The organism is Acinetobacter sp. IK23, from assembly GCF_035615275.1.
Lineage (GTDB): Bacteria > Pseudomonadota > Gammaproteobacteria > Pseudomonadales > Moraxellaceae > Acinetobacter > Acinetobacter seifertii.
Genome location: NZ_JANBNX010000070.1, coordinates 1 through 664 on the forward strand (window position 1 = coordinate 1; position 664 = coordinate 664).

1 pseudogene is annotated in these 664 nt (G+C 43.1%); it reads right to left on the reverse strand.

What is annotated here, in order from left to right:
* Positions 1–664, reverse strand: a pseudogene (locus tag MSG95_RS18885) (IS3 family transposase); the annotation flags it as partial.

Sequence of the window (664 nt, forward strand, 5' to 3'; positions counted from 1 at the left end):
ACTACAGTACTGTGAACCTTGGTCCGAATGAACCATAACACCAGTTGGATAACCCTGACGAGCCATTGCATAGTTAAACGTATCACACACCAACTGGCGGTCTATTCGATGGCTGGTTTGCCACCCCACGATACGACGACTAAATAGATCCAGCATCACACATAAATACAGCCAACCTTGCTTGGTACGGATATAGGTAATATCCGTTGTCCAAACCTTGTTAGGCTGAATGACTGTAAATTGACGCTCTAACAGATTGGGTGCTGTAGGCAAACGATGGTTTGAATCAGTCGTATGCTTGTATTTACGCGCAATCCTGCTGCGTAAACCCAGATTTTTCAGCATTCTTCCAACAGTGCGTTCACTCATGCTGTAACCTAAATCATGCATGTCATGTACCAATGAAGGTGCACCCAATCGTGCATGATGCTGCCAATATACGGCTTTTAAATCATTATATTTCTCTACCGTATTGGCCTGACGTTTTCGCCAGGCATAATAGCCTGAAGTGCTGACACCTAGGTATTTACAGGCAGAAGATACCGTGACTTCATTCATATCTAGATCTTGAATTACCGTGTACTTTTCTTGGCATGATCTGTTAGAAAGTACACATGCGCTTTTTTTAAGATGTCATTGGCTTCCTTGAGCTGTTTGACTTCTT